Raw genomic sequence first — 8158 nt, 5'->3', positions numbered from 1 at the left:
CTTGATTTACACCCTTTCTGGCGGTGCGTAGGGGACTCGAACCCCTGACCCCGTGCGTGACAGGCACGTATTCTAACCAGCTGAACTAACGCACCCCTTTCGGTATTGCGAGTGCAAAGGTAGCACTTTTTTTGGAATCGGCAAATTTTTTCAGACCTTTTTGAAAAAAGAAAATTGCACGCTTCCGTAACTTCTTAATTGCCAGAAGTGCTTGTAAGTCGAAAAATCCATTTTCTTGGAATGCTCAAAAATCAGCAGTCCGTCCGGCGTCAACAGATCACGCTCGAAGACCTCCCGAATGACCTCCTCGCTGCCGGGCAGATCGTATGGAGCGTCCGAGAAGATGATGTCGAACTGCTTGGGACAACTCTTCAGATAGAGGAAGACATTGGCCTTGACGGGATGGAGGTTGTCGATGCCTAATTGTTGAGCCGTTTGTCGGATAAAGTTGTAGTGGACGGGGTTGATCTCCACCGACGTGACGCTCCGCGCCCCTCTCGAGGCGAATTCATAACTGATCGATCCGGTCCCGGCGAAGAGATCCAGCACGTCACACTCTTCGAAATCGACCAGATTGTTCAGCACGTTGAAGAGGTTCTCCTTGGCGAAGTCGGTCGTAGGCCGGGCCCGGAGATTGCGTGGGGGATTGATGGTCCGCCCTCTGTATTTACCGCTTACTATTCGCATAATACCTTTTCGAAAACTTTACCGATCCATTTCCGGACTTTTTTCGGTTCATCGCCGGCAATCCGCAGTTCATATTCCGCCAGCGGGAACTCCGCACCGAGCCGCTGGATGAAATAGCCGATTTCGGCTTCTGTCGAACCGACAATTACCTCGGCCAGCTGCAGCACTCCGTCGCGATAGACTTTGACGTAGAGGAGTGTTCCCCGCCGGCAGATCCATACACATCTGCGGGTCTCGTCGGGCTGATACTCGAGCGGAGAGATGAATCGTGCCTGCGGGAGTTTTTCGGCGATCAGTTGCCGGGTCTTCTTCTCCATAGCCGCCACGGCTACCGTGCCGTTCTTGGCCGGACAGACTGCGGTGCACTCCGACTCGGCAAGCGGCATTCCGTTTGCGGCGAGGAACTCTGCTGCCCGTTCATTTTGGAACAGGTTTTCCGGCACGAGCATGGTTTTTGGGAGGAGAAGTTCCACCTCGACCGGCTTGTCCGACGGGGTCATCTGCTCGAGTTCCGGGAGTGAAAAAGAGTGTCCATCCAACGACTGCTGAATGGACACTCCGAATTTTGAAGAAGGGGTTTTACTCCCAGTTACCTGCCTCATTGTTACCATTGTCCATGGAACCGAATTTGAGTCCGGCATAACGGTTGTAGTTGTTCTCCTCGTCGTCGATCAGGTTGATAACCTCCTGACGATAGGCAACCGTATCGAGGAACATCTTGTAGGGGGCACGGCACTCCACGACAGGGATCACGACCTTGGACTCGGTGGTGATGATACCGGCCTCCAGAATGAACTGCGCCTTGTTGTCGGTACCGGGGATATAGCGGAAGTTGAGTACATCTTCGCGCGAGAGTTTCTTGGGGGCGAAGATGGTGTCGATAACGGCGATCTTGAATTTCTCGACATTCTTGCGACCGGCCTTCTTCAGCATGGCCATGGCGACGGAGTCATCCTCGTCGACGATTTTGCGTTCGAGTTCGAGGGTGTCGTTCAGCACGAAGGACTCCAGGGTGTCGAAGCTGGCGGTAAAGCGCTGATACTTGGTTTTGAAAGCGCGCTCAGCGGTACGGATGTCCTGAAGGCGGTCGATAACCTGCGCTTTTTTGGCCTTGGTATCCGCCTCGAACTTGATCGGGGTGGAGATCTGAACATAGATGACGTAGATCAGAGCGATGATGGCTACGGCAAGAATGATTTGAAAGAGTTTTTTCATTTTATAAAATATTTGTTGTTAATTTTGCACAGTAAAACACCGACACATGTTCAGCACACGTATTGCGACCCAAATTTACGGTAAAATTTGTTTCGAAACAACTCCCGGGCAAAAAAAAATTATAGAAAAGTTGTCGGAATACCTGTCAGAGAGTGATACGTCGAAGATTTTCGTCCTGAACGGTTACGCCGGAACGGGCAAGACGACGCTGGTTGCGGCGTTGGTCGGGGCGCTCAAGGAGCTGGGAATCAAGACGGTGTTGCTGGCTCCGACGGGTCGGGCGGCGAAAGTGCTGGCGCAATACTCTCAGGAGAAGGCACTTACCATCCATAAGCGCATCTACCGCCAGCGGACGAATGCCGATTACGAATCGAAATTTTCCCTGAGTCCCAACCTGGAAAAGGGGGCCGTCTTTATTGTTGACGAGGCCTCGATGCTGTCGGATACGGCCTCGTCTGGGGCGCTTTTTGGCAGCGGGTCGCTGCTGTCGGACCTGGTGGATTACGTCCGTTCGGGACGCGGCTGCCGACTGATTCTGGTGGGAGACAGTGCGCAGCTGCCGCCCGTGGGGAGCGACTTCAGCCCGGCACTGGACCCCACGACGATGTCGGCCTACGGCGAGGTGGTCTACGGGACGATGGATGAAGTGGTGCGCCAGGAGTCCGAATCGGGAATCCTCTTCAACGCGACGCTTGTGCGCTGCATGCTGGAGAACGGCATCTGCACGACGCCGCATTTCGAGATGAACTATCCGGATATCGAGGCGGTCGAGGGCGGGGAGTTTCTCGAGAAGCTTCAGGATTGCTACGAGCGCTACGGGCGGGACGAGACGATCGTCATCACGCGTTCGAACAAGCGGGCGAACCGTTATAATGAAGGTATCCGCCGCAACGTGCTCTACGCCGAGGAGGAGATCGAGAGCAACGACATGCTGATGGTGGTCAAGAACAACTACTACTTTCCGGAGCACACGGAGAATTGCCCGATGAACTTCATTGCCAACGGGGACATTGCGCGACTGAAACGGCTGCGGCGGTTCGAGGATTTCTACGGATTCCGCTTTGCGGAGGCGCTGCTGTCGTTTCCGGACTACGACGATACGGAACTCGAATGCAAGATTCTGCTCGATACGCTCACGTCGGAGTCGCCGTCGCTGACACGCGAGGAGTCGACGCGACTGTTTTACGAGGTGGAGAAGGACTACACGGATATCCGCAGCAAGTTGAAACGCTTCCGCGAAATCCGTGAGAATCCGCACTATAACGCGCTTCAGGTCAAGTTTTCCTACGCCGTGACGTGCCACAAGGCGCAGGGTGGTCAGTGGCGGGCGGTATTTGTGGATCGGTGCCTGTTCGGCGACGAGCCGATGACGCGCGACCTGCTGCGATGGCTCTATACGGCCCTGACGCGCGCCACCGAGAAACTCTATCTGGTCAACTTCGATTCCACGTTTTATGAATAGCGAACAACACCCCTTGAAGCCCTTTCTTCCGGAGCAGGCCCGGCTGTTGATGTTGGGGAGTTTTCCGCCGCAGCGCAAGCGGTGGTCGATGGAGTTCTACTACCCGAACTTCCAGAATGACATGTGGCGTATCGTCGGTTATCTGGCCCTGGGCGACCGACACGCCTTCGAGATTCCGGGTGAGCGGCGCTTCGACCAACCGAAGATCGAGTCCTTCTGCCGCGAGCGGGGGATCGCCTTATACGACACGTCGGAGGAAGTAATCCGTCTGAATAACAACGCCTCTGACGCATCACTTCAAGTGGTTCGCGAGGTTGACCTGGCGGCGCTTTTGCGGCGAATTCCGTCGTGCCGGACGATTGTGGTCACGGGCGGCAAGGCGGCCGATACGCTGTGCCGCATCACGGGGTGTGAGCTGCCGGCTGTCGGGGCGTGGAGCGCGGCGCGGTATGCCGATCGGGATCTGCACATCTGGCGCATGCCGTCGACCTCCCGAGCCTTCCCGCGCCCGATCGAGTGGAAGGCCGAATTTTACCGGAAACCCTTCGCCGAATCGGGCATTCTCTGACCGGCGCCCGCTTCCGGCAAACCCTTCGGACCATCCCCAGCCTGTCCTCTTGCACCCAGACCGCCGCTTGTGCCTTGGCTGCCCGCCTGCACCCGGATCGTTCGTCCGTGCACTCTGCCCCGCCGACCCGTCCGATACCGAAAAATTCGACCGGCCACATTGCACGACCGCCGAAAAAAAGCTATCTTTGTCTCGTCTTTTTAGCGATTTTTACCTTGGCTACCGAAAAGAATAACGAAAAGAAAACCGACACGAAAAAATATGTCGAAACCCCCTTGATGAAGCAGTATTACTCGATCAAGGCGGTGCATCCCGATGCCGTGCTGCTCTTCCGGGTGGGGGATTTCTACGAGACCTTCGGGGAAGATGCAATCAAGGCGAGCGGCATTCTGGGTATCACCCTGACGCGCCGGGCCAACGGAGCCGCCTCGTATGTCGAACTGGCCGGCTTTCCCTACCATGCGATCGACAGCTATCTGCCGAAACTGGTCCGTGCGGGCGAGCGAGTGGCGATTTGCGAGCAGCTCGAAGACCCGAAGCTGGTCAAGGGGCTGGTCAAACGGGGCGTGATCGAGCTGGTGACACCGGGTATTGTTCTGGGCGACAACATTCTGGCCAACAAGGAGAACAACTTCATAGCGGCGGTCTATTTCGGCCGGCAGAAGACGGGAGTCGCCTTCCTTGACCTCTCGACGGGCGAGTTCTACGTAGCCGAGGGAACAGATGCCTACGTGGATAAACTGCTTTCGAATCTTCAGCCGAAAGAGGTTGTGTATCAACGGGGTTGCGAAGATCGCTTCACGTCAAGCTTCGGGTCGAGGCTCTATACCTACCGTCTCGACGAATGGGTCTTCTCGGAGGATGTCAACCGCGAGAAACTCTGCAAGCAGTTCGGCACACCGTCGCTCAAGGGCTTCGGTATCGACCACTTCACGGCGGGCATCTCCGCTGCCGGCGCCATTCTCTATTATCTGGATTTTACCGAGCATCACGAAACGGGCCATATCACCTCGATTTCGCGTATCGACCAGGATGATTACGTCTGGGTGGACAAGTTCACAATCCGCAATCTGGAGCTTTTCTCCTCGAACGGCGCGCGTGAAAAGGGCAGCTTTGCCGATGTGATTGACCGCACGCTGACGCCGATGGGCGGTCGTCTGCTGAAGCGCTGGATCGCCATGCCGATCAAGGATCCCGTGCAGATCAACCTCCGGCTGGATGTGGTCGAGCGCTTCACGAAGGATGCGGAGCTGGCCGACGCCATTCGCGAACAGGTTTCGCTGGTGGGCGACCTCGAACGTATTGCGGGACGTATTTCGGCCCAGCGGGTGACGCCGCGCGAACTGGTCCAGCTGAAGAACTCGCTCACGGCGATCGAGACGCTGAAGGCGGCCCTCGAATCGACGGACGACGAGCGGCTACAGTCGCTGGCCTCGCAGATCGACCTGCTGACGGAGGTCCGCGACCGGATTGCGCACGAGATCTATCCCGATCCGCAGAACAACCAGATCCAGAAGGGCGGGGTGATTGCCGACGGGGTGAATCCCGAGTTGGACGATCTGCGTCGGATCGCCCTTCACGGCAAGGACTATCTGGCCCATATCCAGCAGCGGGAGAGTGAGCAGACGGGGATTCCCTCGCTGAAAATCAGCTACAACAACGTCTTCGGCTACTACATCGAGGTCCGCAATGCCCACAAGGACAAGGTTCCGTCGACGTGGATCCGCAAGCAGACGCTGGCCAATGCCGAGCGTTACATCACCGAGGAGCTGAAGGAGTACGAGGAGAAGATTCTGGGTGCGGAGGAGAAGATGCTGCAGCTCGAGCAGCAGATCTACGCCGAGCTGATGGCCTTCATCTGCCACTCGCTGAGTCCGATGCTGCGCGATGCCGCGGTTGTTGCGCGGATCGACTGCCTGCAGTCGTTTGCGCGGCTGGCCGTCGAGCGGCACTATGTCCGTCCGGTTCTCGACGACGGCAAGCGGATCGACATCCGTCAGGGCCGTCACCCGGTGATCGAGACCCTGATGCCCGTGGGGGAGGAGTACATTCCCAACGACGTGATGCTCGACGACAAGAAGCAGCAGATCATGATGATCACCGGCCCGAACATGTCGGGTAAGTCGGCCCTGCTGCGTCAGACGGCACTCATCATCCTGATGGCGCAAATGGGATCGTTCGTGCCGGCCCAATCGGCCCATATCGGCGTGGTGGACAAGATCTTCACGCGTGTGGGGGCCTCGGACAACATTTCGCAGGGCGAATCGACGTTCATGGTCGAGATGTTGGAGTCGGCCAGCATTCTGAACAACATTTCGGATCGGAGCATCGTGCTGTTGGACGAGATTGGCCGCGGTACGAGCACCTACGACGGCATCTCGATAGCCTGGGCGATGGTCGAGTACCTGCACAACCATCCGACGGCCCGGGCCAAGACGCTCTTTGCGACGCACTACCACGAGTTGAACGAAATGGAGCAGATGTGTCCGCGGGTGAAGAACTACCACGTGGCGGTGACGGAGGTGGGCAACCAGATTGTCTTCCTGCGCAAGTTGGAGCGTGGCGGTACGGAGCACTCGTTCGGTATCCACGTGGCGCGCATGGCGGGCATGCCGGCCTCGGTGGTTGCGCGGGCCGACGAGATTCTGCGCAACCTTGAGCTGGTCTACGGCAACACCGAGATTGTCCCGAGCCGCAGCCTGAAGGATCGGGGGCGGAAATCGGCGCAGGCCGTAAAGGAGGCAGCCGAGAGTGGAGTGCCGCAGAACATGCAGCTTTCGATGTTCCAGCTGGACGATCCGGTACTGGTGCAGATCCGCGACCAGATCAAGGGGATTGACATCAATGCGCTGACGCCGCTCGAGGCCTTGAACAAGCTCAACGAGATCAAGAAGATCACGGGTCTCTGATTGGCCGACGGACTTCCGGGCGGTGCCGGTTCCGTTTGGCCGGTTCCGGACTTTCGTTGCGGCCATACCAACGGGAGCTTATACCGGCATGAGACCGGATCGGACGCAGGACATCCGGTACTGTGCGCTCGGCAATCCAATCCCGCCGATCACCCCTGACAAAAGAGGGTGATCAGCAGCGGGACGCTGATTTCGAGGGCGATTCCGTGTAGAATGGCCAGTGGTACGAGTTGCGAGCTTCCGCCCGAGTAGCGGACAATCCCGGGCAGACAGACATCCATCGAGTTGATCCCGGCTGCCGAGATCGGAGCAATGCGTCCGCACCAGCGGGCGAAGAGCGGGAGACAGAACAACACGCACATTTCGCGTGCGACATTTGCCAGCAGGGCGACTGTGGCCAACTCTGCGGCACCGTCGGCGCCGAGCGAAGCCACTCCGACATTGGCGATCAGCACCGAGGAGAGCGAGTAATATCCAAACCCGCTTCCGACGGCCAGACACTCCGTCAGCGAACGGCTTCCCGGAATCAGCGCGGCACAGGCGGCGAAGAGAAGCGATCCGGCAATCGTGAACAGGGGCAGGAGCAGCATCCGGGGTCTGATCGAGCGAACGACCTCCTTGAGGTTGTCACTGCCGCCGAGGCCGATTCCCACCTGGAGAATCAGAATCGAGAGGAGCACCATCGAGAGATCGGGGCGATGCATCCATTGGGGCTCGAGACCGGAGATCCCGAGCAGTATTCCTGCCGCAAAGCATCCGAAAATCAACAGATTGGCTTTCATCGGCGACCTCCTTTCCCAAAGATGAAACGCTGAGCGGCCCATCCGGCCACAAGGCTTCCGGCCGTAGCCAGTGCGGCGATCAGCAGGGCCTGTCCGCCGTATTGGCCGAGGCTGTGGATCAGCTCATGGTTTGATCCGATCGAGCAGCCGAAGACGAAGAGCAGGGTAGCGATGGTCGCCTGTACCCCGATTTCGGTTTTATGAACGAGCGGGCGTCGGCGCAATAGATAGCCGACCCCGATTCCTGCGAAGAGGAGAAACAGAATTCGAAACATGGGTGAAATCGTCGTTTATGCCCGCAGATACGCACAACCATCACGGCGAGGCGTAGACCCGCGAGGCAAAATGATTAAATATGCAGGATGAATCGAATCCGGAGTGCAGAATGCTCCGGAACGGACGGAGCGGTTCTCCGCCGCTTACTGTCTCCGGCGCTCAGATAAAGCCGCTGAACCAATGTACATGCACGGTCTGCAAGGACCGAATGGGACCTCGCTGCGCATTTTTGAGGATATGTCTGCCGCGCATGTTCATA

Annotated in this window: 8 protein-coding genes and 1 tRNA gene; 3 read left to right on the top strand and 6 right to left on the bottom strand. The window is 57.6% G+C overall.

Annotated elements, in window-relative coordinates:
- Nucleotides 1–18: 18 nt before the first annotated feature.
- The 4 genes from B5E60_RS06215 to B5E60_RS06200 form a co-directional block, all read right to left on the bottom strand.
- A tRNA-Asp gene (locus tag B5E60_RS06215) sits at nt 19–95 on the bottom strand.
- 55 nt (nt 96–150) lie between these two features.
- Entirely contained in the window at nt 151–687 is a 537-nt protein-coding gene (locus B5E60_RS06210; RefSeq protein WP_087310389.1) for an RsmD family RNA methyltransferase, read from the bottom strand.
- Nucleotides 678–1328, bottom strand: a complete 651-nt coding sequence (locus B5E60_RS06205; RefSeq protein WP_239403240.1) for a hypothetical protein — start codon at nt 1326–1328, stop codon at nt 678–680. Before B5E60_RS06205 ends, B5E60_RS06210 begins: the two co-directional genes overlap by 10 nt.
- Nucleotides 1267–1902: a hypothetical protein gene (locus B5E60_RS06200; protein WP_087310386.1), complete on the bottom strand. Its 636-nt coding sequence runs from the start codon at nt 1900–1902 to the stop codon at nt 1267–1269. The genes B5E60_RS06205 and B5E60_RS06200 overlap by 62 nt, the downstream gene beginning before the upstream one ends.
- 46 nt (nt 1903–1948) lie before the next feature.
- On the opposite strand from B5E60_RS06200, the gene B5E60_RS06195 reads away from it, so the two are divergent.
- The 3 genes from B5E60_RS06195 to mutS all read left to right on the top strand — a co-directional run bounded on the left by B5E60_RS06195 (nt 1949) and on the right by mutS (nt 6841).
- Nucleotides 1949–3364, top strand: coding sequence for an ATP-dependent DNA helicase (locus tag B5E60_RS06195; protein WP_087310384.1), 1416 nt, complete (start codon nt 1949–1951; stop codon nt 3362–3364).
- Complete coding sequence (locus B5E60_RS06190) at nt 3357–3932, top strand: uracil-DNA glycosylase family protein (protein WP_087310382.1); 576 nt, start codon at nt 3357–3359, stop codon at nt 3930–3932. The genes B5E60_RS06195 and B5E60_RS06190 overlap by 8 nt, the downstream gene beginning before the upstream one ends.
- A 278-nt stretch (nt 3933–4210) precedes the next feature.
- Nucleotides 4211–6841, top strand: coding sequence for a DNA mismatch repair protein MutS (gene mutS / locus B5E60_RS06185; RefSeq protein WP_087310411.1), 2631 nt, complete (start codon nt 4211–4213; stop codon nt 6839–6841).
- A 149-nt stretch (nt 6842–6990) separates the two neighbouring features.
- On the opposite strand, the gene B5E60_RS06180 is transcribed toward mutS, so the two are convergent.
- A complete protein-coding gene (locus tag B5E60_RS06180; protein ID WP_087310380.1) occupies nt 6991–7623 on the bottom strand; it encodes a lysine exporter LysO family protein in 633 nt (210 codons plus the stop codon).
- Nucleotides 7620–7898: a LysO family transporter gene (locus tag B5E60_RS06175; RefSeq protein ID WP_087310378.1), complete on the bottom strand. Its 279-nt coding sequence runs from the start codon at nt 7896–7898 to the stop codon at nt 7620–7622. Before B5E60_RS06175 ends, B5E60_RS06180 begins: the two co-directional genes overlap by 4 nt.
- Nucleotides 7899–8158: the final 260 nt, after the last annotated feature.

This window comes from Alistipes sp. An116 (genome assembly GCF_002161005.1).
GTDB lineage: Bacteria > Bacteroidota > Bacteroidia > Bacteroidales > Rikenellaceae > Alistipes > Alistipes megaguti.
Note: the sequence above shows the minus strand (reverse complement) of the source record. Positions and strands in the feature narration are given on the sequence as shown.